The organism is Streptomyces sp. DH-12 (genome assembly GCF_002899455.1).
GTDB lineage: Bacteria > Actinomycetota > Actinomycetes > Streptomycetales > Streptomycetaceae > Streptomyces.
On sequence record NZ_PPFB01000001.1, the window covers coordinates 6,981,037 to 7,003,723 of the forward strand.

A 22,687-nucleotide genomic window follows, 5' to 3' on the forward strand; every position below is an offset into this window, starting at 1 on the left:
CCTCTTCGTTGCCCGTGCGACGAACTTTGAACTCGTCGATGACAAAGTATGGACGAGTTGAGCAGAAGTCTCCTAGCGTGTCGGCGCAACCGTTGGCGTACGCGTAATGCGCGTGTCCCACACCGGAGTTGATCCGGCCCTCCGGTCGACCCAGCAGGAGGCAGAAGCATGCACGCACGGCTGTACCGGCATGTCCGAAGATCTCTCACCGGCCTGCTCGTCGGCGCCTTCCTGGCAGGCGGCGTGTGGGGGTCGCCGTCGGCCGCGGCCCGGCCGGACGCCGCCCCGCGGGCCGATGCGCCGCCCCAGGAACCGGGCGTCACGCTCCGCGTGTTCGACGTGCAGGTCCCGCTCGAGACGATCTGCACCCTCAAACCCGGGCAGACCCCCAACGTCGACCGGCTGGAGCCGGTCGTCGACTTCAGCTCGACCGACGACTTCGGCGGGTTCGCCGACGACTTCGTCAGCCAGGTCACCGGCAACATCCATGTGCCGGCCGCCGGTTCGTACACCTTCCGGCTGATCAGCGACGACGGCTCACGGCTGGCGATCGGCGACCAGGTGGTGGTCGACCACGACGGGCTGCACGGGGCCGAACCCAAGGACGGCACCGTCGAACTCACCGAGGGCATGCACGCGTTGCGCATCGACCACTTCGAGCGCGGCGGCGACCAGCAGCTCACCCTGGCCTGGCGGCCGCCGGGCGCCGACGGCTTCGCCACCGTGCCGAACGAGGCGCTGAGCACCGACGCCGGCGTGGTCCGGGTGACCGCGCCGGGCCGCAAGGAGTGCGAGGGCATCACCGACTCGCCCGGCGACGGCCTGCCGCTGAACGCCGTACGCCCCGACCACACGCTCACCGACCTGCGCCCCGAGGGCTTCGAACCGCAGGTCACCGGCATGGACTGGCTGCCCGACGGCCGGCTGCTCGTGAGCACCTGGGGCGGCACCGACAACACGGCCGGCGAGATCTACGCCCTCGACCACGCCACCGGCAGCACCGGCCCGGACAAGGTGAAGGCCACGAGGATCGCCGGCGGGCTGAAGGAGCCGATGGGCCTGAAGGTCGTCGACGGCGCCGTCTACGTCTCGCAGAAGCACGAGCTGACCGAACTGCGCGACAGCGACGGCGACGGCTCCCTCGACCGGTCCCGGACCGTCGCCACCTGGCCCTACGGCGGCAACTTCCACGAGTTCGCCTTCGGACTCCTCTACGACAAGGGCCACTTCTACCTGAACCTGTCCGTCGCCATCGACTACGGCGGCGCCACCACCGACCCGCAGCCCGCACCCGGCAGGGGCGTCACCGTCAAGGTGAACAAGAAGACGGGCAAGGTCAGTTACCTGGCCGGAGGACTGCGCACGCCCAACGGCATCGGCTGGGGACCCGGCGGCGGCATGTTCGTCACCGACAACCAGGGCGGCTGGCTGCCCGCGTCCAAGCTGGTCCACGTCCGGCAGGACCGCTTCTTCAACCACTACACCAACCCCGCCGGACCCTTCGACGAGGAACCGGTGACGCAGCCGGTGCTGTGGCTGCCGCAGAACGAGATCGCCAACTCGCCCAGCACGCCCCTCCACCTGACCGAGGGACGCTTCAAGGGGCAGATGCTCTTCGGCGACGTCACCTACGGCGGTCTCCAGCGCGCCTACCTGGAGAAGGTAAAGGGCCAGTACCAGGGCGCCGTGTTCCGCTTCACCCAGGGCCTCGAGGCGGGCGTGAACCGCATCAGCATGGGCCCCGACGGCGCGATCTACGTGGGCGGCCTGGGCGCCGACGGCAACTGGGGCCAGGAGGGCAAGCTCAAGTTCGGGCTGCAGAAGCTGACGCCCAACGGCGGCAACACCTTCGACATCCGGACCATGCGGGTGCGCAAGGACGGCTTCGAGCTGGAGTACACCCAGCCCCTGTCCCAGGAGACCGCCGACGACCTGGTGAACCGCTACCGGGCCGAACAGTGGCGCTACACCCCGACCCGTGACTACGGCGGCCCCAAGATCGCCGAGGAGACCCTGGAGGTGACCTCCGCGCACCTGTCCGCCGACCGCAGGAAGGTCACCCTGACGATCGACGGCCTGAAGCCCGGCCGCGTGGTGCACCTGCGCTCCCCGCGCCCGTTCAGCTCCGCGTCCGGCGAGACCCTGTGGAGCACCGAGGCCTGGTACACCCTCAACGCCCTGCCCGGCGCCGAACCCGCGCCCGGCCCGGTGTACGAGGCGGAGGAGGCGACCCTCACCGGCGCCGCCGGCATCAACACCGACCACCGCGGCTACTCCGGCAGCGGCTTCGTCGACCGGTACGGCACCCAGGGCGCCGCCACCACCTTCGACGTCACGGTGGGCAGGAGCGGCTCCTACGACGTGGGCCTGCGCTACTCCAACGGTCCGAACCCCTTCCAGGGCACCAAGTCCGTCTCCCTGTACGTCAACGGGCACAAGATCAGGCAGACGCGTCTGCGCAGCACCGGCGACTGGGACACCTGGTCGACACAGCGGGAGACGGTGCGCCTGCGCGCCGGGCACAACACCGTCGCCTACCGGGTCGACGAGGGCGACACCGGACACGTCAACCTCGACCTCGTCACCGTCGACCGGCACGGCGCCCCGGTCACCCTGTTCGACGGCCGGGGCCTGGACCGGTGGCAGCACACCGACGGGCGCCCGGTGCAGTGGCCGGCCGAGGGCGGGGCGGCGGAGGTCTGCTGCGGCGACATCCGCACGAAGGACGGCTACGACGACTTCCGGCTGCACCTGGAGTACTGGCTGCCGAAGCTGCCCCCGGACGTCACCGGCCAGGACCGCGCCAACAGCGGCGTCTACCTCCAGGACCGCTACGAGATCCAGATCCTGGACTCCTACGGCGACACCACGCTCGCCGCCGACGAGGCGGGCGCGATCTACCAGAAGAAGGCGCCCGACGTGAACGCCGCCCGGCCGCCGGAGACCTGGCAGTCGTACGACATCGTCTTCCGCGCCGCGCGGTACGACGCCGAGGGAGTCAAGACGTCCGACGCGCGGATCACGGTGGTGTGGAACGGCAGGAAGGTCCACGACGACGTGGTGGTCGACGGACCCACGGGCGGCGGCGCGCCCGAGGGACCCGCGGCCGCGGCGATCCGTCTCCAGGACCACGGCAACGCGGTCCGGTACCGGAACATCCGTATCGAGCCGCTGAGCTGACGCGGTACCGGTGGACACGGGTGCGGCCGGGCCCCACGGGGACCCGGCCGCACCCCTGCGGGGCCTGCCGCACCGCGGGCCGCCGGCCGGCCGGGCGACCGGAGGTCACCGCGCCGGGCGAGTCGGCCTCGGCGGCGTTCCTGCCGGACCACAAGCCGGTCGCGGAGCTGTCCGGCAACGAACCGCCGGCCGACGCGCACAACGCGCTGCTGCCGCCGGACGCCTTCCACCCGCCGGTGGGCCGCCCCGTCACCCACAGGATCCACCGCGCCGCCGCCCGCCCCTCGCGGCCGGTCCCGTCGTTCACCACGGGTACGGCGGAGCGGGAGGCGTAGGAACGCCCGATCACGGCGTGCCTCGCCGTCCGGGACGCCCGGACGGCGAAGCCGGGGGGCGAGCACCGGCGTCCGGTGGCACGCTGAGTCCCCAGGCAAGCTCCGAAAGGACCTCGCGGTGATCACCACTGACTTCGCCCCCGGCTCACCCTGCATGCTCGACCTCGGCGTCCCCGACGTCCCGGCCGCCGCCTCGTTCTACGGCGCGGTCCTCGGCTGGGACTTCGAGCCGATGGGGGAGGGCGCCGACGGCGGCATGTTCCGCAAGGACGGCAAGATGGTCGCCGGCCTCGGCAGGCTCACCGAGGAGGGCGCCCGGCCGGCCTGGATGATCTACTACACGGTCGCCGACGCGGACGCCACCACCCGGGCCGTCGAGAACGGCGGCGGCACCGTGCGCGTGGCGCCGCTCGACCTCGACGAGTGGGGCCGGATGGCCCAGTACAGCGACCCGCTGGGCGGCCAGTTCGCCGTCTGGCAGCCCGGCGAGAGCAAGGGCGTCGACCTGGTCGACGAGCCCGGTTCCCTGTGCTGGACCGAGCTGTACACGAGCGACGCGGCCGGGGCCCGGCGGTTCTACGGCGACGTCCTCGGCTGGCGCTTCACCGACATGCCGATGCCGGGCGACGAGGGCACGTACACGATGATCACCCCGGCCGGACTGCCCGACGAGCGGATGCACGGCGGCCTCATGGAGGTCGGCGAGGACGCCCTGTCCCTGGCCGGCGGGCGGCCCTACTGGCACCCGGTCTTCGCGGTCGCCGACTGCGACGCGGCCGTCGCCCGGGTCGAGGAGAACGGCGGCAGCGTGCAGATGGGCCCGGTGGACGCGGAGGGCGTCGGCCGGATGGCCCTGTGCCTCGACCCCTTCAGGGCCGACTTCGTGCTGCTCACCCCGTCGGAGAGCTGACGGGGGCGGCGGGTCGGCCGGCGGTGGCCGGCCGCCGTGCGTCCACCTCGATCTCGATCCTCATCCGGGGATCGGCGAGACCGCAGACCATCATCGTCGCGGCCGGCCGCACCTCCCCGAAACACCGGCGCAGCACCGGCCAGCAGGGCTCGAAGTCCGCCCGGTCGGGCAGCAGGTAGCGCACCCGCACCACGTCGGCGAAGGTGCACCCCGCCTCCGCCAGCGCGGCGCCGATGGTGCGCAGGCACTGCTCGGCCTGCTCCACCACGTCGTCGGAGATCGTCATGGTGGCGTAGTCGAAGCCGGTGGTGCCGGACACGTGCACCCGGTCGCCGTCGACCACGGCACGGGCGTAACCGATCCGCTCCTCGAACGTCGAACCGCTCAGAATCGCACGTCGCTGTGTCATACGCGGCACGCCCCAGTGCGTCGTCGAAGATCATCCGGATGGTGGATCATGCTTGCATCGTATGGCGTCGCCAACTCGCCGTGCCATGATGGGAGAACGAGAGACTGGCCGGCGTCATCGTGTCGGCTCGTGGGCTCTGGGCGTCGCCCCCTTCCAGGGCAGCCGGACCCTGCCATCGTCGACCGCCCCTTCCACGGGTGCGCATCGCCTTTGGGCTCCCAACCCTCCCGAAGGGGGGCTGCCCACCATGCACTTCACCACACGGACCGAGGGCGCCGCGGCACGGATCACCGTGCACGGCGAGATCGACCACGACACCCTGCCCCTGCTCCGGGCCGCCGCTGCCGGGCTGCCGCCGAGCGTGACCGAACTGGTCTGGGACCTGCAGCACGCCCGCTTCATGGACGTCGCCGGACTCCACCTGCTGTTCGAACAGCCGTCCCCGGAGGGCCCGTCCCGCAAGACCACCGTGACCAACCTGGCGCCGCAGCCGCTGCGGCTGCTGATCCTCGCCACGAGGGTGAGGCCGGACCTCGACCTCGCCCGGCTCCTTCCCGACACGCCGGCCGTCCTGCTCGACGGCTGACTCCGGCCCGCCCGGCGTCGTGCCCCCGGCCGCCGCGGGGAGAGCCGGGAGCGGAGAACCGTTATGGAGCCTGACGACCAGATCATGAAAGGACCGGGGGAGCGGCGCGTCGCCGAGGCGGCGGAACGGATCGTCGCCGAAGGCCGGCCGCGTCTGCACCGCACCTGGGCGTCCCTGGTGGCCACCTCGCTGCTCGGCGGCATCGACGTGAGCGTCGGCGTCATGACGCTGCTGTTCGTCAAGCACGAGACCGGCAGCGACCTGCTGGCCGGACTGGCCTTCTCCGTAGGGTTGATCGCCCTGCTGCTCGGCCACAGCGAACTGTTCACCGAGGGCTTCCTGGTGCCGGTCAGCACCGTGATCGCCGGCGCGGCCACCTGGCTCGACCTGCTGCGGCTGTGGGTGACGGTCCTGGTGATGAACCTGGCCGGCGGATGGGTGTTCATGTGGATCGTGATGCGGGCCTTCCCCGAGCTGCACCGCACGGCGGCCGACGCGGGCGCGCGGTTCGTCGACGGCGGATACACCCTGGGCACCTTCTGCCTCACCGTGCTGGGCGGCGGCGTCATCACCCTCATGACCCGGATGCACCAGGGCACCGAGTCCATGACCGGGAAGATCACCGCATCGGTGTCCGCCGCGTTCGTCCTGGCCGGACTCGGGCTGTGGCACTCGGTCCTGGACTCCCTGATCGCGTTCGCCGGCCTGCACGCCGGCAGCACGCCCTACGGGTACGCCGACTGGCTGGTATGGCTGGGCTGGGCGGTCCTCGGCAACGTGGCCGGGGGCGTCCTGCTGACCACGGCGCTGCGCCTCGTGCGCAGCGCACCGGTGCTGCGCGAGGACGCGCCCGCGACGAAGGCCGGCGACACCTGATCCGGGAGGGGGCCGCCGTCGACCCCATCGAGGGACTGACGGAGCCGTCCGCACTCGCCTCGGAGTCCTCCCGGCCGAGCTTCCTCCCCCCGTCGCTGACCGTGCCCGGCGGCAGGCCGAGGCCCGCCGCGGCCATGCGTCCTCGTCGTCCGGCCCGGGAAGCCCGCTCGACCGCCCTGTCAGCTCGCCACCGAGCTGTCCGCCGCCGTCCTCCCCCCGGCGCCCTCGGCATCGGCCGCCGCCGAGTGGCAGCGAGCCGCTTCCGGGGAACGGGCCGCCTGCGCAGCCGAGGCCGGCCGACGCACTCCACCACCGAACAGGGGGTGGCAGCGGCCGTCGTGCTCGTCCCGGACGACCAGGCTCGTGACCACGCCGTCCATCCAGCGGCAGCACGTCGGGTCCCCGGGTCTTCGTGGGCGGGCGTCGACGGCATGCCGACCCACGGGCAGTCGCTCCCGGCGGTTCCGGACCGGTTCCGGGCGATGTCCCGCCGGCGGGGGACCCCGACAGTGCCGAAGCCCCCCACCGGCGGCCGAGCAGTCGCCGGCACTCACGGGGGCGAACCGCCGTAAGCCTGCTCGGCCTTCTGGTAGCGCTCCACCAGGAGCGGGTCCATCACGGTGGATCCCGGTCCGAAGAACTTGCCGAATCGCTGCCGGTACTGCTGGAACCAGTGCGGTCGCTCGGACAGGAAGAAGACGTCGTGCAGGGCGATGGCGCGGATGGCGAACAGGGGCAAGGGCGCCTTGCTCACCGCGAAGCGGGGGTTGCGGGCGGCCGTCACCTCGCAGTTCTCGTGGAACTGGCCGATCATGAGCCCCTGCGCCACGAAGGCGTCCTTCACCCGGGCATGGGCCTGGTCGAGCAGTCCGGTGTCCTCGCTACGGAGGTCGGGAAGTGCGACCACCATGGCACGCAGCATGGGATTGCGGCCTTGCCAGGTCGTCAGCTCGTACTCCCGCAGACTGCTGCGGGCGATCTCCTCGATCAGTTCGAGGGTCGGCGCGTGGCCGGCCAACCGCAAGCGGATTTCCATCGTCCGATTCTTGCGCGAGGGTGCCACGAAGGGACAGATGGGCCCCGTGCGGCCGATCTCCGGATGGCCGGCTGAGATGTATCCGGTCAGCCATTCCTCGACCGTCTCCACCACTGACGCGAAGTCGGCCAGGGATGTCGTGGACGTCATGACGCACCGGTCGGTTCGGTGACGCGGTCGACGGCGGTGCGTGCGAGCCGCTGGATCTCCGACTCGTCCGGGATCCGGGCGTTGACGAACGTGAGGACGTCGCCCTTCGCGACGACCACCCAGGCGGTCTCGATCCGGAAGTGGTCCACGGCGGACAGCCACCGCACCAGGAAACCGCCGTCCCCCAGCTCGACGGTCCTCAGGTCCACCCTCGAGATGTCGAGCTGCACGCCGTCGTTGAGTTCCATCCGGTACCGCACGCATGCGTGCACCGCGTCGAAGAGCTGCTGGTAGACCTGCCGGCAGGTCCCGTGGCCGAACTGGGCGACATGGTGGAAGACCACCGACCCCACGACGTTCGTGAACAGCGCGGAGGCGTGGTGCACCGTCTCGGGATGCGTGCCGTGGGTGAGCATGTTCGTCAGGTCGACGATGGCCCGCCCCGACTCGTCGCCGGAGACGAAGACGGGATCGTAGGCGGCGCTGGGCTCCTCGCCGAAGAACGACTCCTCGAGGTCCTCCTCACGTAACAGCAGCTGCTGGAATGCGGCGTCGTCCATCGAGGTCTCCTATCGGCGCACGAGGCTCAGCGGGCGCATGTCGGTCCAGTGCTCCTCGACGTAGGCGAGGCAGGTGCCGCGGTCGCTCTCGCCGAGCGCGACCGTCCAGCCCGCGGGCACCTCGGCGAACGACGGCCACAGCGAGTGCTGGCCCTCGTCGTTGACGAGCACCAGGAAGGCGCCGTCGGGGTTCTCGAAGGGGTTGCTCATCATCGCTCCCTGCGCAATACGGTCGGATGGAGGGCCGGGGCGCCGGTCAGTGCTTCTGCGCGACCCTGGTCACATACGTGTGGATGCCGTCGATCGAGGTGAACTGCGCCATGTCGTCGAACTGCGGCTCGATCACCAGGCCGTGCCGCTCCTCCAGGACGTGCTGCAGGACGACCAGGGTGAAGGAGTCGATCACCAGCTCGGCGTCGTCCGTCAGTTCCTCCGACGGCCCGAGGCCCGCGTTCTCGGCCAATATCGTCCTGAGGTCGTCTTTCGAGATCACAGGTCCTCCTCTGCCCGCGGGGGCGATTCCGGCAGGACGCGTCCGTGCATCAGCGCACGGTCGCGGATCAGCTTCCCCATCGAGTTCCGCGGCAGCAGACGCGTGACGTGGAACCGCTTGGGGACCTTGACGGGGCTCAGCCGCTCCCGGCACCAGACGGTCAACTCGTCCACGCCGACGGCGGGGTCGGCGCCCACGAACGCCTCGATGACCTCTCCGTGCGTCACGACGGCCTCCGTCACCCGGTCGTGGGCCAGGAGGACGTTCTCCACTTCCGTGAGGTCGACCTTCAGTCCGCCGATCACGGCCAGCGAGTCGGCCCGGCCGAGCATGCTCAGCACCCCGGTCGCGGGATCCTGCCGGACCCGGTCGAAGGTCCGCAGCCAGCCGTCCGTGTAGCGGTCCGCATGCTCGCCGTACAGATACGGCGAGCGGTCCATCCGCACGTACAGCTCCTCGTCGACGACCTTGACCTCGGCCCCCGGCACCGGGAACCCCAGTTGCGGAGGCACGGAGCCGCCGGACAGGTCACCCGCGATCAGTCCGATCTCGGTCAGGCCGTAGACCGGGCTGATCGGCAGGCCGAAGCACGCGCCGAAGCGCTCGAAGGTCTCCTGCGGCACCCGCTCGCCGCCGGACACCGCGAGACGCAGCTCGGGCAGCCGGGGCCGCTCGGCGGTGCGGGACAGCAGGTCGTAGTGGACCGGCGTTCCGTAGACGGCGGTCGTCCCGGTCGCCGCCATGAGCCGTACGACCTCGGCCGGGCGCAACGTCGGCGGGACGATCAGCGTCGCCCCGGACGCCAGGGCGTGCAGCACACCGCTGACCAGGCCCATATTGTGCATGACCGAGTTCAGCAGCATCATCCGGTCATCCGCGCCCGGGATCCCCGGAAGCGCGGCGTGCCGGTCGATCTCGGCCAGCACGGAGTCGGCGGGCCGGCCGATCACCTTGGGCCGGCCGGACGAGCCCGAGCTGAACTGCACCAGCCGCACACCGTCGACGGCGGGCCGGCCGTCCGGCAGCCGCCGGACCGAGAAGTCGGACTCCTGACGGAATCCGGCCACCGGCCCTCCGGCGCCGGCCGCGACGACGAGGTACTGCGGACGCACCTGCCGGACCAGCGGCTCGTACTCGGCCGGTTTCAGCCGGAAGTCGACCAGAACCACCTGCGCACCACGGCTCCACAGAGCCAACAGCACCTGAATATAAGTGAAACTCGGCGTCATCCTCAGGACAACAGAGCTGCCTTCGCCGATTCCCTCGTTCCGGAAACGCTCCTCAAGGTCGGCGACCGCACCGCGTAACTGGCCCCGGGTGACCGGAGCGCTCGAAACGGCCCACGGGTCGTCGTCCGCGCCACGGTTCAGCAGATGACTCACCCACTGCGTTCTTGCCATAGAGTTTCCTTTTGTGAAACAGCCTCGGGAAACGTGCGAACGGCATTTATGAACGGTGAAGCTAACACCGTCGATAAACGGCGGGCAAGAGCCCGCCGATCAAGGCGGACCACCCCGTGAGTGACGCGAGGGTCCCGCCGCCGGTTGCCGCACCGGCGGCGCGGCGTCCCCGGGAAGCGACTTCGCCCGGCGCGCGGCGAGCGTCGGCCGGGTCCCGCCGTCATCGCGCATGGTCGGCCTCCACCAGTCAATTCCAGGGAAGTCGGCCGCCGGGTCGCATCGGTGGGCGCCGCAGTTGAAGCGGGACGGACGCGCGTGTCCCGCCGGGTCGCCCCGCGTGTCCCGCCGGCGGGACACGGGCCGGACATGCGTGTGGCATAGCCGATTGGTCTCCTTGACCTCCAGATCTCCCGGGGTTAGGTTCCCTCTGTCGCGTTTCCGGGCGGGTGCTTCCTGCTCCCGTACTCACACGGCTATTCAGGTCGCTCCGGCAGAGCGAAGGTCGCCGTCCCGCTTCAGCGCAATCGAATCAACGCCTGCGTTCTCCAAGCCATTGCGCTTTTTCATTCCTGCCTCTCCGGCCGTCCGTGCGGGGGAATTTTCGGAGGTGGAGATTTGTCCGTCAGTGTCGGCACCACGTTGCCCCTCACGGCTGCGCAACGCGAAATATGGATTGCCGAGCAGCGGCTGAGGAGAGGAAATCGAGTCTTCCGGGTGGGGGAGTACCTGGAGATCCGCGGAGGCGTGGACCCGAAACTGTTCGACGAAGCCCTCAGGCGCGTCGTCGCCGAGGCCGACGCGCTCCACGTCCGCTTCGTCGAGGAAGGCGGCGAGGTCCGGCAAGCCCTCCTGGACCCCGCCGACCGGCCGCTCGTGGTCACCGACCTGAGCATGGCGCCGGATCCCGAACAGGCCGCCCGCGACTGGATGGACACCGCGGTCGCGCGGCCCATGAGCCTGACCGAGGACCGGCTGTTCGAGTATGCGCTCCTGAAGCTGAGCGCCGACCGCTTCTGGTGGTACCAGGGGTACCACCACGCCGTGATGGACGCCTTCGGGACCTTGCTGATAACCCGCCGGGTCGCCGACGTCTACACGGCCCTCGCCCGAGGCGGCCCGGTGGGAGCGAGTCCCTTCGGCTCGCTGTCCGACCTGATCACGGCGGAGCGGACCTACCAGGCATCGGAACGATTTGCCCAGGACAGGGCGTACTGGTCGGAACGCTTCGCCGACCGTCCGCAGCCGGCCGGCGTCGTCGGCCGGCCGACGACCACGCCGGAGAGCTACCGCCGGCACACCGCCGCACTGGAGCCGACGGAGCACACGGCACTGCGCGACGCGGCCCGTCGGGCCCGCGCCCCCTGGTCGCACCTGGTCATCGCCGCCGCGGCCCTCCACGTCCACCGGACGACCGGCACGTCCACCGTCGTCCTGGGCCTGCCGGTGACGGCACGCCTCAGCCAGGTCGAGCGGCGCACCCCCGGCACGGCCGCCAACGTCCTCCCGCTCCGGCTGGAGCTGCGACCGGAGCTGACACTCGGCGGACTCCTCACCCAGATCGGCCGACGCGTGCGCGAACTGGGCGGGCACCAGCGGTACCGGGCCGAGGACATCCAGCGCGACCTCGAACTGCCCGGCAACCTGGGGACGTGGTACGCGCCGGTCGTCAACGTCATGTCCTTCGACTACGCGATCACCTTCGCGGGACTGCCGGCCACCGCGCACAACCTCACCTCCGGTCTGGTGGGCGACCTCACCCTCGCCGTGTGGGACCGCCGCGACGGCAACGGCCCGGCCGTCGACCTGAACGCCCACCCCGAACTGTGCACACCCGACGAACTGGCCATGCACCACCGACGCCTGCTCACCGCCCTGCGCGCCGTCACGGCCACGGATCCCTCCCGGCCGATCGGGCGGATCGATCTGCTCTCCCCGCAGGAACGGGCGGCCGTGCTGCCGGCGGCCGTGGCCGCCGTGCCGTCGCGGGTGACGCTGCCGGAGCTGTTCGAGGCGCGGGTGGCGGCGGCTCCCGGCGCGGCGGCAGTGGTGTGGGACGGGTCCACGCTGTCGTACGGGGAGCTGAACGAGCGGGCAAACCGCCTGGCTCATGAGCTGGCGGGTCGTGGTGTCGGGCCCGAGGACGTCGTCGCGCTGGCCCTGCCGCGCTCTGCGGATCTGGTGGTCGCCGTCCTGGCGGTGCTGAAGGCGGGCGCCGCCTATCTCCCCCTTGATCCGGCCTATCCGGCGGCCCGGGTGGCTCACATGGTCGCCGACGCCCGGCCGGCCCTGGTCCTGACGACCACCGAGCACCGTCCGGCGGAGACGGCCGGGACACCGGTGGTGCTGTGGGACACGCTCGACGTGACGGATCAGCGCACCGACGACCCCGTCACCGCGCTCTCGGCCGGCCATCCCGCGTACGTCATCTACACCTCCGGCTCCACCGGCCGGCCCAAAGGCGTCGTCGTCGCCCACCGCAACGTGGTGCGGCTCTTCGACGCCACCCGGAAGAGCTTCGGCTTCGGCCCCGAGGACGTGTGGACGCTGTTCCACTCCTACGCCTTCGACTTCTCCGTCTGGGAGATGTGGGGAGCGCTGCTGCACGGCGGCCGGCTGGTCGTGGTGCCCTACGAGGTCAGCCGGACGCCCGGCGCCTTCCTGGACCTGCTGGCCGAACACGGCGTCACCGTCCTCAATCAGACGCCCTCAGCCTTCTACCAGTTGGCGCAGGCCGACGCCGACGCCTCCCCGTCGGGACGTGAACTCGCTCTGCGCACGGTGGTGTTCGGCGGTGAGGCACTCCAGCCGTCCCGCCTGGCCGACTGGTACCGGCGCCACCCCGACGACACGCCGACCCTGGTCAACATGTACGGCATCACGGAGACCACGGTCCACGTCACGTACCAGCCGCTGACCCGGCAGCACGTCACCGCGGCGGCCAGCGTCATCGGCGTCGGCATCACCGACCTGCGGACGTATGTGCTCGGTCCGGGTCTGGAGCTGGTGGCGCCCGGTGTGGTGGGGGAGCTGTACGTCGCGGGCGGGGGTGTCGCCCGCGGCTATCTGAACAGGCCGGGTCTGACGGCCGAGCGTTTCGTGGCGGACCCGTACGCACCCGAACCCGGTGGGCGGATGTACCGCACGGGTGACCTGGTGCGCTGGAACCAGGACGGCGCGCTGGAGTTCGTCGGCCGCGCCGACCAGCAGGTCAAGATCCGCGGCTTCCGCATCGAGCCCGGCGAGATCGAGAACGTGCTGACCGACCACCCCGACGTCGCCGAGGCCGCGGTAGTGGTCCGCGGGGAACAGTCCGGCGATGCCCGCCTCATCGCCTACGTGGTGGCACGAGGCGCCCTGTGCGGCGCGGAAGCACGGAAGTTCGCGCGGGACCGCCTGCCCGACCACATGGTGCCGGCCGCCGTGGTCGTACTGGACCGCATGCCACTCACCGCGAACGGCAAGCTGGACAAGGCGGCACTGCCGGAGCCGGACTTCACCGTCCCCAGGCCGGGGCGGGAGGCGCGTACGCCGCGGGAGCAGATCGTGTGCGATCTGTTCGCGCAGGTGCTCGGGCTGCCCCGGGTCGGCGTCGACGACGGCTTCTTCGACCTGGGTGGGCACTCCCTGCTCGCCACCCGGCTGATCGCCCGGCTCCGCTCGGCGTTCGGGGTGGAGCTGGAGCTGCGCGCGCTGTTCGAGGGCCCGACCCCGGCCGCGGTGGCGGCACTCCTCGACACCGCGGGACCCGCCCGGCCGCCCCTGACGGCACGGGAAAGTCCGTCAGTCCTTCCCCTCTCGTCCGCTCAGCGGCGGTTGTGGTTCCTGCACAAGATGGAAGGGCCGAGCGCCACCTACAACATCCCCCTCGTCGTCAGGCTGGGCGGTGAGTTGGACCGTGAGGCGCTGCGGGCCGCCCTCGGTGACGTGGTGGCCCGGCACGAGAGCCTGCGGACGGTGTTCCCCGAGGCGGACGGCACCCCGTTCCAGCGCGTCCTGGACCGTGTGAGCGTGGAGCTGCCCGTCACCGGCGTCACCGAGACGGAACTGCCCGACGCGCTGAAGTCAGCCGCCCGGTACCCCTTCGACCTGGCAGCCGAGATCCCGCTCCGCGCCGAGCTGTTCAGGGTCTCCGAACAGCGGTACGCGCTGCTGCTCGTCCTGCATCACATCGCGGGTGACGGTTGGTCGTTGGGTCCGCTGGCCGCTGATCTGACCCGGGCGTATACGGCTCGGGTGGAGGGGCGGGCGCCGGAGTGGTCCGCGTTGCCGGTGCAGTACGCGGATTACACGTTGTGGCAGAACGAGCTGCTGGGGGACCAGGAGGACCCGGACAGTCTGTTCGCGTCGCAGATCGCGTACTGGACGGAGGCGTTGGCGGGTCTGCCGGATCAGTTGACCCTTCCCGCGGATCGTCCGCGTCCGGCGGTGATGACCTACCGGGGCGATTACGTCACGGTGGACATCGGTGCGGATCTGCACCGGAGGCTCGCCGATCTCGCGCGGGTGTCGGGCGCGAGTCTCTTCATGGTGCTGCAGGCGGGTCTCGCGGGGCTGCTGACGCGGCTGGGCGCGGGTGAGGACGTTCCGGTGGGCAGTCCGGTGGCCGGCCGTACCGACCAGGCGCTGGACGAGTTGATCGGGTTCTTCGTGAACACGCTGGTCCTGCGTACGGACACATCCGGGGATCCGAGCTTCGCGGAGCTGATCACGCGGGTGCGGGAGCGGAGTCTTGCCGCCTATGCGCATCAGGACGTGCCGTTCGAGTACCTGGTGGAGCTGATCAATCCCACCCGTACCCTGTCGCACCACCCGCTGTTCCAGGTGATGCTGGCCCTTCAGAACGCCCCCGTGACCGAGCTGGAGCTCCCCGGACTGCGAGCCGGGGTCGAGTTGGGCAGGACGGGGACGGCGAAGTTCGACCTGTTCTTCAGCCTGGCCGAGCGGCGCGGGGCGCATGGTGAGCCGCAGGGCATCACCGGAGCCGTCGAGTACTCCAGCGACATCTACGACGCGCCCACCGTCCTGGCCCTGTTCGAACGGTGGCTCCACTTCCTCGACGTCGCCACCACACACCCCGACCAGCCCCTCAACCACATCGACATCCTCACCCCCGAGGAACACCGGCGTGCGGTGGTCGACTTCAACGACACGGCGCATCCCGTGCCGGAAGCCTCTCTCGGCGAGCTGTTCGCTCGGCAGGCCGGGGAGACGCCCGGCGCGCCGGCGGTCACCGACGGTGACCGCACGCTCTCGTACGCTCAGCTCGACGCGCGGGCCGACGCGCTTGCGCACGAGCTGATGGGCCGGGGGGTGCGGCCCGGTGACGCGGTCGGTGTTCTTCTGGAGCGTTCGATCGCGTCGGTCACCGCGGTCCTGGGCCTGGCCAAGGCCGGCGCCGTCTACGTGCCCCTCGACACCCGCTACCCGGCCGACCGGATCCGCCATGTCCTGGCCGACACCGGCGCCTCGCTGGTGGTGACCGACGACGTGTCCCAGCCGCAGCTCCCGACGGGCGCCGCGGACGTCTTCGTCATCGGCTCGACACCCGACCGCCCGGAGCAGCGCGAGGCGCCCGAGGTGGGTGTGTGCGGGGGTGACGCGGCGTATGTGATGTACACCTCGGGTTCGACGGGCGAGCCCAAGGGGATCGTGGTGACGCATCGCAATGTGGCCGCTCTGGCTCTGGATCCGCGGTTCGACCCTCGGGCGCACCAGCGGGTGCTGTTGCACTCGCCGGCGGCGTTCGACGCCTCCACCTACGAGTTGTGGGTGCCGTTGCTGAACGGCGGGACCGTGGTCGTGGCCCCGGCCGGGGAGCTGGACGTCCCCGCTCTGCAGCACACGATCGCTTCCGAGCGTGTCACCGCGTTGTGGCTGACCAGTTCCCTGCTGAACGTGATCGCCGACCACGCGGTGGACGCCTTGTCGACGGTGCGGGAGGTGTGGACGGGTGGTGAGGCCGTCTCGGGGGCCACGGTGCGGCGTCTGCACGAGGCCTGCCCCGCTCTGAGGGTCGTGGACGGTTACGGGCCGACGGAGACGACCACCTTCGCCACCTGTCACCCCGTCCCGCGTCCCTGCACCGGTGGGGCGACGGTGCCGATCGGGCGTCCGATGGCGAACACGCGGGTGTACGTCCTCGACGCGTGTCTGCGGCCCGTTCCGCCGCAGGTGACCGGTGAGCTGTACATCGCGGGAGCGGGTCTGGCCCGCGGCTATCTCGGCAAGCCCGGTCTGACGGCCGAGCGGTTCGTCGCCGACCCGTACTCGCCCGGGTCCGGCGGCCGGATGTACCGCACGGGTGACCTCGTGCGCGTCAACGCCGACGGGGACCTGGAGTACATGGGCCGCGCCGACCAGCAGGTCAAGGTCCGCGGTTTCCGTATCGAGCCCGGCGAGATCGAGCACGTCCTCACCGAGCACCCCCACGTCGCCCAGGCCGCCGTGGTCGCGCAACGCGACCGGCCCGGCAGCACCCGCCTGATCGCCTACATCGTCCCCGACGCCGGCGGACCGGCGGGGGACGAGGAGGAGCGGGACCAGATCGGCGAGTGGCGGGACCTCTACGACTCGCTGTACTCCGCGCCGGGTTCGACGCTCGGTGAGGACTTCTCCGGCTGGAACAGCAGCTACGACGGTGAGCCGATCCCGCTGCCCGAGATGCGGGAGTGGCGTGCGGCCACGCTCGAGCGGATCAGGGCGCTGAGGCCCGCCCGGGTCCTGGAGATCGGTGTCGGCACCGGTCTGCTGCTGTCCGGACTGGCGCCCGAATGCGAGGAGTACTGGGGAACGGACTTCTCCCCGGTCGTCGTGGAGACGCTGCGGCGCCATGTCGACGCCGACCCCGAACTGGCCCGCCGGGTCCGGCTCCGGGTGCAGGCCGCCCACGAACACGGCGACCTTCCGCAGGGCCACTTCGACACGATCGTGCTGAATTCCGTCGCCCAGTACTTCCCGAACGGCGGGTACCTGACGCAGGTCGTCGAGGAGGCCTTCCGCCTGCTTGCACCCGGCGGCGCCCTGTTCCTGGGCGACCTGCGCAACCCGCGGCTGCTGCGGACCTTCGCCTCCGGCGTCCAGGCGGCGCGTGCCGAGGACCCGGCCGACACGGCCGCGATCCGGCGTGCCGTCGAGCAGAGCCTCGTCCTGGAGAAGGAACTCCTGGTCGACCCCGAGTACTTCTCCGCCCTCGCCCACCACGTCCCCGGCCTGGCGGGCACCGACATCCAGCTCAAGCGCGGCACCGCCCACAACGAACTCACCCGCTACCGCTACGACGCCACCCTCTACAAGACCGGCATCACCCCCCACCCCCTCACCGACGCGCCCACCCGGCCCTGGACTCGTGACCTGGGCGCCCTCGCCGATCACCTGGGCGGAGCGCGGCCCGACCGGGTGCGCGTCACGGGGGTTCCGCACGCGCGTATCGCAGCCGACCTCGCCGCGCAGCGCGCGCTCGAGTCCGGGACCGCGCCGGACGTGAGGGACACGCCCGGCGTCGACCCGGAGGACCTGCACCGCCTCGGCGAGAAGCACGGCTACTGGACGGCGATCAGCTGGAACGGCCACGATCCGGCCACCCTCGACGTCACGTACGTCAGACGCGAACTGCTCGGCGAGTCGGTGCCCGTCGGTTCCTACGCGCCCACGGGCGCGGCCGGTCCCGGCAGTCCGCTGTCCTCCTGGACCACCAGCCCGGCCACCGGCCGCAGCACCGGCGCCCTGCTCATGGCCGTACGCGAGCACCTGCGCCGGCAGCTGCCCGAGTACATGCGCCCCGCCGCCGTCGTCCCGCTCGACCGGCTGCCGCTCACCTCCAACGGGAAGCTCGACCGTGCCGCGCTGCCGGCGTTCGACGCGGAGCCCGCCGACATCGGGCGGGCGCCGGCCACCCCGCAGGAGCAGGTGGTGTGTGAGCTGTTCGCGGAGGTGCTCGGCCGTCCGGTCGTCGGAGTGAGCGAGGACTTCTTCGACCTGGGCGGACACTCCCTGCTCGCCACCCGGCTGATCGCCCGGCTGCGCGCGGCCTTCGGCGTCGAGCTGGGCGTGCGGAGCCTGTTCGAGGCGCCGACCCCGGCGGGCATCGCGGCCCGGCTCGACGTCGACGACGCGGACGGCTCGTACGAGGTGATGCTGCCGCTGCGCACCGGGGGCGACAGGCCGCCGCTGTTCTGCGTTCATCCGGGCGGAGGCATCAGCTGGTCGTACAGCGCGCTCATCAAGCACCTGGGACCGCAGTACCCGTTGTACGGCATCCAGGCGCGCAGTCTGGCCCGGCCGGAACCCCGGCCCGCCAGCATCGAGGAGATGGCGGTGGACTACGCCGACCAGATCCAGCGGGTGCAGCCGCACGGACCGTACCACCTGGCCGGCTGGTCGTTCGGCGGGCTGTGCGCGCACGCGCTGGCCGCCGAGTTCCAGCGGCGCGGCGAACCGGTGGCGCTGGTCGCGGTGCTCGACGTGATCCCCGACTGGCAGGGCCTCACCCACGCCGATGTCCCCGCCCCCGACGACCGGGTGATGCTGCTTTACCACGTGGGTCTCGTCGACGACGGCAGCCACCACGACGACGGGGAGATGACCTTCGCCAAGGCGCGGGAGATCCTCCGCCGCCAGGGCAGTGTGCTGGCCAACCTGGAGGAGGACCGGCTCACGACGATCACCGAGATCTCGGCGAACAACACCCATCTGACCGTGGACTACCGGCCCGGCCCGATCGACGGCGACCTGCTGCTGATCGCCTGCTCGGAGGAGCAGGACCCGCCGGTGACCGCCGAGGCCTGGCAGCCGTACGTGCGCGGCTCCGTCGAGGCCCACGTGGTGCCCGGCGACCACGGGTCGATGCTGACCCGCCCGGACACACTGGCCCAGATCGGCCGCATCCTCTCGGCCAAGCTGCACGACCTCACCGGCGACGAGTGACCTCCGCGGGCCGCCCACCGGGAACCCGCCGTCCGCTGTCCGCGAGGACCGACACCCGAGGACTGACACTGATGCTGACCGACGCGCTCTCCGTCGACGTGGCCAAGGCCCTGGCCGCCGTGGACGAATGGCTGAGCGAGTACATCCGCCGACCGCACGGCGAACTCGGACGCACCGGCCCGGTGTGCCCGTTCGTCGAACCCGCCCAGCGCGCCGACGCGCTGGAGATCCGTGTCAGGCTGGTCGGCCCCACCCCGAGCCAGACCCTCATCGACGAGATCGTCCGCTGCGGCCTCGACGAGTTCAGCGAGGTCGACTGGAGGTCCGGCAACCCGAATCTGCGCTCCCTGCTGCTCGTCCTGCCGGACCTGCCGACCGAGCACCTGCACCTGCTGGACGCGGCGCACACCGCGCTGAAGCCGGAGAGCGTGCGGCGGGGGCTGATGATCGCCCAGTTCCACGAGAAGTGCGAGGAGAAGGCCGCCCGCAACCCGGCGTTCGAGGTGAGCCACGCCCCCGTGCCGATGATGGCCGTGCGGTCGATGGCGATCCACGACGTGCTGTTCCTGGCCGACCGCCGGGAGTGGTTCGAGGAGTACGCGAACCGTTTCGGAGCCCGCTACCGCACCGGATCGCACGGCATCGACCCGCTGCTGGCCGAGGTGTACGAACGCGCCCGTGCCACCTACGCGCCGGGGAGCTGACCGCATGCGCCACGCACCACCGGACGCGGGCTCCGTGTACCGGGGCATGGACCAGGCCACGCTGGACCGGCAGTACTCGCCCAGTTCCCGCGTGCCGAGCCTGGAGGCCTACCTGCGCGCGTACGAGCGGCTGAGCGAGGCCGCCCGCCGGGACCACCCGGTGCGCACCTCGCTCGCCTACGGCCCGCACCCGGCGGAGCGGCTCGACTACTTCCCCGGACCGGCGGCCGGGCGGGCGCCGCTGCTGGTGTTCGTGCACGGCGGGAACTGGCAGGCACTGGGCCGCGCCGAATCGGCGTTCCCGGCGCCGCCGCTGCTGGCCGCCGGCGCGGCGGTCGCGGTGATCGAGTACGGGCTCGCGCCGGAGGTCGGCCTGGACGCCATGGCGGGCATGGTGCGCCGGGCCGTCGAATGGCTGCTGCGGCACGCCGACGGACTGGGGTTCGCCCCGGACCGCCTCCACCTGTGCGGCACTTCCGCGGGCGCGCACCTGGTCGCCATGGCCCTGCTGCCCGCCCCGTCGGCCGGACCGGACGTGTCCGGCCGGATCACCGGCGCGGTGCTGCTCAGCGGCGTGTACGACCTGGAGCCGGTCCGCCTGTCGTACGTCAACGAGGCGCTGCGGCTGGACGAGGCCGCGGCCCTGCGCAACAGCCCGGTCCGGCGGCTGCCGGCGCGGCTGCCCAGGACGGTGATCGCCCGCGGCGGCAACGAGACCGAGGAGTACGTCCGCCAGCACGACCGGATGGTGGCCGCGCTGCGCCCCCGGGCAGCGGTGACCGAGGTCGTCGCCGACCGGCGCGACCACTTCGACCTCCCCTACGACCTGGGCGTGCCGGGCACCGGGCTGGGCGACGCGGTCCTGACACAGATGGGACTGGAAGGAACGACCGCATGACCACCGAACGGACCACCCGCAGTCCCGCGTGCCCGCTGGCCGGATCCCCGCCGGACACCACCCCGTACGCCCACTACGCGCGGATGGACGAGCTGCTGGCCCTGCAGCATCCGCTCAGCCCGGCCCGCACCGAGCCGGGGTTCATCATCATGAGCCAGGTCAAGGAGCTGCTGTTCAAACTGCTGCACACTGAACTGACAACGGCACGCGACCAGTTGACACAAGACCTGCTCGACGACGCGCTGTGGACGCTGCGCCGCGCCGCACGGGTGCAGCAGGTGCTGCTGGTGTCGTGGGAGACGTTCTCCGTGCTGTCCCCGGTGGAGTTCGCCGAGTTCCGGGACGTCCTGGGGTCGGCCTCCGGGTTCCAGTCGGCCGGCTACCGTCGCCTCGAGTTCCTGCTCGGCAACAAGAACCCCGCGATGGCCGAGCCGCACCGGGACACGGCGGGCTACGAGACGGTGGTCGCCCAGCTCCACGCGCCGAGTCTGTACGACGCCGCGCTCGCGCTGCTGGTCCGCCGCGGGCTGCTCACCCCGGACGACTCCCCGGACCGGGACGTCACCCGACCGTACCGCGGCGGCGCCGAGGTCGAGGACGCCTGGCGGACGGTCTACCGGGACCCCGCCCGCCATCGCGACCTGCATCTGCTCGCCGAGGCGCTGATGGACACCGCCGACCAGTTCGCCCGCTGGCGCTACACCCACCTGGTGACCGTCCAGCGGATGCTGGGCGCCAAGCCCGGGACCGGCGGCACCGAGGGCGTGGCCTGGCTGGCCCGGATCAGCGAGCACCGCTTCTTCCCGGAACTGTGGTCGGTGCGCTCCACGCTTTGAACGTCCTGACCGGGCCGCCCACGGCCTCATCGCGAACGGCCTCACCGCACACGGCGGGATCACGCGGACACCGACGACACGAGACACGAGGAGGGCCCATGGTGAGCGGGATCCCGCGCACGGCGGCCGAGGAACTGGACGCGGCAGATCCGCTCGCCGCGTTCCGCAGGCGGTTCGTCATCGCCGATCCGGAGCTGATCTACCTGGACGGCAACTCGCTGGGCCCGCTGCCCACTGCCACCCCGGAGGTGCTGCGGGGCGTGGTCGAGGAGGGCTGGGGCGGGGGACTGGTCCGGTCGTGGCAGGGCTGGATCGACTGGGGCGCCCGGCTCGGCGACCGCCTCGCCGAGCACGTGCTCGGCGCCGCGCCCGGCGAGGTGGTGATCTCCGACTCCACGTCGGTCAACCTCTACAAGCTGGCCGCCGCCGCCCTGGACGCGGCGCCGGGGCGCAGCACCGTCCTGATGGACGCCGAGGACTTCCCGACCAACCGGTACATCGTCCAGGGCCTCGCCGAACAGCGCGGGCTGCGGTCGGTGCGGCTGCCGTCCGACCTCGACGGCGGCCTCGGCCTCGATGCGCTGCGCTCGGCACTGAACGGTGACGTGGCGCTGGTGGTGCTGTCGCTGGTGTCCTACCGGAGCGGCGCGCTGCTGGACATGGCACAGGTGAACGACCTGGCCCGCGCGGCCGGCGCACGCGTGGTGTGGGACGTGTCGCACGCCGCCGGAGCCGTCCCCGTCGACCTGGCCGGCACCGGCGCCGAACTCGCCGTCGGCTGCACGTACAAGTACCTCAACGGCGGCCCGGGTTCACCCGCCTTCCTCTATGTGCGCCGCGACCTCCAGTCCCGGCTGCGGCAGCCGGTGTGGGGCTGGTACGGGCAGCGCGGGCAGTTCGAGATGGGGCCCGACTACGATCCGGTGCCGGGCATCGAGCGGTTCCTGGTGAGCACCCCGCCGCTCGTGTCGCTGGCGGCGATCGACCCCGCCCTCGCCCTGGTCGAGGAGGCCGGACTGGCGCGGATCCGCGCCAAAGGGCTGCGGCTGGGCCGGCTCGCCGACGATCTCGTGGACGCCTGGCTCACTCCGCTGGACTTCCGGCCCGCCTCGCCCCGCCCGCCGGAGCGGCGCGGTTCGCATCTGTCCCTGTACCACCCCGACGCCTGGCGGATCTGTCAGGCGCTGGCCGCGGACGCGAAGGTCGTCTGCGACTACCGGGTCCCGGACCGGCTGCGCATCGGCTTGTCCCCCCTGGTCACCCGCTTCACGGACGTGTGGGACGCGATGGCCCGCATCCGTGACGTCGTGGCCCACGGCGCCTACGCCTCCCGGCCCGCCGGTCTCGCCCGGGTGACCTGACCCGCCCCCGTCCGCACACCACCCTCTCCAC

General features: G+C 71.5%; 16 protein-coding genes. 10 read left to right on the forward strand and 6 right to left on the reverse strand.

The window, feature by feature from the left end:
• The first annotated feature begins 168 nt into the window (after positions 1 to 168).
• The 3 genes from C1708_RS30725 (at position 169) to C1708_RS30735 (ending at position 4,425) form a co-directional block, all read left to right on the forward strand.
• Positions 169 to 3,180: a 3-keto-alpha-glucoside-1,2-lyase-like domain-containing protein gene (locus tag C1708_RS30725; RefSeq protein ID WP_106415749.1), complete on the forward strand. Its 3,012-nt coding sequence runs from the start codon at positions 169 to 171 to the stop codon at positions 3,178 to 3,180.
• A 20-nt stretch (positions 3,181 to 3,200) separates the two neighbouring features.
• Positions 3,201 to 3,515 carry a hypothetical protein gene (locus tag C1708_RS30730; protein WP_241911363.1) on the forward strand — a complete coding sequence of 105 codons (315 nt, stop codon included), beginning with the start codon at positions 3,201 to 3,203 and terminating at the stop codon, positions 3,513 to 3,515.
• Positions 3,516 to 3,633: 118 nt separating this feature from the next.
• Complete coding sequence (locus tag C1708_RS30735; protein ID WP_106415750.1) at positions 3,634 to 4,425, forward strand: VOC family protein; 792 nt, start codon at positions 3,634 to 3,636, stop codon at positions 4,423 to 4,425.
• Here C1708_RS30735 and C1708_RS30740 read toward each other — a convergent pair.
• Entirely contained in the window at positions 4,406 to 4,834 is a 429-nt protein-coding gene (locus C1708_RS30740; RefSeq protein ID WP_106415751.1) for a RidA family protein, read from the reverse strand. The genes C1708_RS30735 and C1708_RS30740 overlap by 20 nt on opposite strands.
• A 247-nt stretch (positions 4,835 to 5,081) precedes the next feature.
• Between C1708_RS30740 and C1708_RS30745 the strand changes: the two genes are divergently transcribed.
• Both C1708_RS30745 and C1708_RS30750 read left to right on the forward strand, forming a co-directional pair.
• Positions 5,082 to 5,420 (forward strand): STAS domain-containing protein, encoded by a 339-nt coding sequence (locus C1708_RS30745; RefSeq protein WP_106415752.1) that lies wholly within the window; start codon positions 5,082 to 5,084, stop codon positions 5,418 to 5,420.
• A gap of 63 nt (positions 5,421 to 5,483) precedes the next feature.
• A complete protein-coding gene (locus C1708_RS30750) occupies positions 5,484 to 6,296 on the forward strand; it encodes a formate/nitrite transporter family protein (protein WP_106415753.1) in 813 nt (270 codons plus the stop codon).
• Positions 6,297 to 6,846: 550 nt separating this feature from the next.
• Here C1708_RS30750 and C1708_RS30760 read toward each other — a convergent pair.
• From C1708_RS30760 to C1708_RS30780, 5 genes are read right to left on the reverse strand one after another with little or no spacing between them, the layout of a single operon-like run.
• Positions 6,847 to 7,482, reverse strand: coding sequence for a DUF6875 domain-containing protein (locus C1708_RS30760; protein WP_106415755.1), 636 nt, complete (start codon positions 7,480 to 7,482; stop codon positions 6,847 to 6,849).
• Positions 7,479 to 8,042, reverse strand: coding sequence for a hypothetical protein (locus C1708_RS30765; RefSeq protein ID WP_106415756.1), 564 nt, complete (start codon positions 8,040 to 8,042; stop codon positions 7,479 to 7,481). The genes C1708_RS30760 and C1708_RS30765 overlap by 4 nt, the downstream gene beginning before the upstream one ends.
• A gap of 9 nt (positions 8,043 to 8,051) precedes the next feature.
• Positions 8,052 to 8,252 carry an MbtH family protein gene (locus C1708_RS30770; RefSeq protein ID WP_106415757.1) on the reverse strand — a complete coding sequence of 67 codons (201 nt, stop codon included), beginning with the start codon at positions 8,250 to 8,252 and terminating at the stop codon, positions 8,052 to 8,054.
• Between the two features lie 46 nt (positions 8,253 to 8,298).
• Entirely contained in the window at positions 8,299 to 8,535 is a 237-nt protein-coding gene (locus C1708_RS30775) for an acyl carrier protein (RefSeq protein ID WP_133169090.1), read from the reverse strand.
• Complete coding sequence (locus C1708_RS30780) at positions 8,532 to 9,935, reverse strand: class I adenylate-forming enzyme family protein (RefSeq protein ID WP_106415759.1); 1,404 nt, start codon at positions 9,933 to 9,935, stop codon at positions 8,532 to 8,534. The genes C1708_RS30775 and C1708_RS30780 overlap by 4 nt, the downstream gene beginning before the upstream one ends.
• 639 nt (positions 9,936 to 10,574) lie before the next feature.
• Here C1708_RS30780 and C1708_RS30785 point away from each other — a divergent pair.
• The 5 genes from C1708_RS30785 to C1708_RS30805 all read left to right on the forward strand — a co-directional run bounded on the left by C1708_RS30785 (position 10,575) and on the right by C1708_RS30805 (position 22,656).
• Positions 10,575 to 18,857, forward strand: coding sequence for a non-ribosomal peptide synthetase (locus tag C1708_RS30785; protein WP_274543380.1), 8,283 nt, complete (start codon positions 10,575 to 10,577; stop codon positions 18,855 to 18,857).
• Between the two features lie 71 nt (positions 18,858 to 18,928).
• Positions 18,929 to 19,561, forward strand: coding sequence for a DUF6875 domain-containing protein (locus C1708_RS30790; protein ID WP_106415761.1), 633 nt, complete (start codon positions 18,929 to 18,931; stop codon positions 19,559 to 19,561).
• A gap of 4 nt (positions 19,562 to 19,565) precedes the next feature.
• A complete protein-coding gene (locus C1708_RS30795; RefSeq protein WP_106415762.1) occupies positions 19,566 to 20,459 on the forward strand; it encodes an alpha/beta hydrolase in 894 nt (297 codons plus the stop codon).
• Positions 20,456 to 21,295, forward strand: coding sequence for a tryptophan 2,3-dioxygenase (locus tag C1708_RS30800; RefSeq protein WP_106415763.1), 840 nt, complete (start codon positions 20,456 to 20,458; stop codon positions 21,293 to 21,295). Before C1708_RS30795 ends, C1708_RS30800 begins: the two co-directional genes overlap by 4 nt.
• 98 nt (positions 21,296 to 21,393) lie before the next feature.
• A complete protein-coding gene (locus C1708_RS30805) occupies positions 21,394 to 22,656 on the forward strand; it encodes a kynureninase (RefSeq protein ID WP_106415764.1) in 1,263 nt (420 codons plus the stop codon).
• The last annotated feature ends 31 nt before the right edge of the window (positions 22,657 to 22,687 follow it).

What these genes read in the sequence shown, in the direction of transcription:
- C1708_RS30780 (WP_106415759.1), bottom strand. Translation starts at nt 9,935, where the DNA reads ATGGCAAGAACGCAGTGGGTGAGTCATCTGCTGAACCGTGGCGCGGAC.
- C1708_RS30765 (WP_106415756.1), bottom strand. Translation starts at nt 8,042, where the DNA reads ATGGACGACGCCGCATTCCAGCAGCTGCTGTTACGTGAGGAGGACCTC.
- C1708_RS30745 (WP_106415752.1), top strand. Translation starts at nt 5,082, where the DNA reads ATGCACTTCACCACACGGACCGAGGGCGCCGCGGCACGGATCACCGTG.
- C1708_RS30790 (WP_106415761.1), top strand. Translation starts at nt 18,929, where the DNA reads ATGCTGACCGACGCGCTCTCCGTCGACGTGGCCAAGGCCCTGGCCGCC.
- C1708_RS30770 (WP_106415757.1), bottom strand. Translation starts at nt 8,252, where the DNA reads ATGAGCAACCCCTTCGAGAACCCCGACGGCGCCTTCCTGGTGCTCGTC.
- C1708_RS30795 (WP_106415762.1), top strand. Translation starts at nt 19,566, where the DNA reads ATGCGCCACGCACCACCGGACGCGGGCTCCGTGTACCGGGGCATGGAC.
- C1708_RS30760 (WP_106415755.1), bottom strand. Translation starts at nt 7,482, where the DNA reads ATGACGTCCACGACATCCCTGGCCGACTTCGCGTCAGTGGTGGAGACG.
- C1708_RS30740 (WP_106415751.1), bottom strand. Translation starts at nt 4,834, where the DNA reads ATGACACAGCGACGTGCGATTCTGAGCGGTTCGACGTTCGAGGAGCGG.
- C1708_RS30750 (WP_106415753.1), top strand. Translation starts at nt 5,484, where the DNA reads ATGGAGCCTGACGACCAGATCATGAAAGGACCGGGGGAGCGGCGCGTC.
- C1708_RS30805 (WP_106415764.1), top strand. Translation starts at nt 21,394, where the DNA reads ATGGTGAGCGGGATCCCGCGCACGGCGGCCGAGGAACTGGACGCGGCA.
- C1708_RS30725 (WP_106415749.1), top strand. Translation starts at nt 169, where the DNA reads ATGCACGCACGGCTGTACCGGCATGTCCGAAGATCTCTCACCGGCCTG.
- C1708_RS30800 (WP_106415763.1), top strand. Translation starts at nt 20,456, where the DNA reads ATGACCACCGAACGGACCACCCGCAGTCCCGCGTGCCCGCTGGCCGGA.